Raw genomic sequence first — 332 nt, forward strand, 5'->3', positions numbered from 1 at the left:
CCCAGCGTGCCCTGGAAGAAGGCCGCTGCCATCGGTGGTGCGGTGACGATCAAGGTTGTCATGACCAAGCCGAGCCCTCCTTGTTGCAATGCCATGCTGCTGATGCCCTCGCCACTGTTTCCTGGCATCGCGTACTTCACCAGGAATGCGACAGCCACTGCGCCGATCACCTTCGTTGCCAGGCTCACCGTGAAGCTCAGCACCGACAACGAAAACACCATACCTAACCCATATAGCAGCCACTTGCTGAACAACGACTTCGTCGCCTGGAACAGGAGGCACATGATGAACAAGGGACCGAAGCCCACAAACAGCGCCATACCAATCTTGTT

At 56.9% G+C, this 332-nt stretch carries 1 protein-coding gene; it reads right to left on the bottom strand.

Features of this window, described 5'->3' with window-relative positions; all coding sequences use genetic code 11:
- On the bottom strand, positions 1–332 hold a 332-nt coding region (locus tag XcyCFBP4188_RS22385), incomplete at both ends, for a type IV secretion system protein (protein WP_146094094.1).

Source organism: Xanthomonas hortorum pv. cynarae, assembly GCF_002939985.1.
Taxonomy (GTDB): Bacteria; Pseudomonadota; Gammaproteobacteria; order Xanthomonadales; family Xanthomonadaceae; genus Xanthomonas; species Xanthomonas hortorum_D.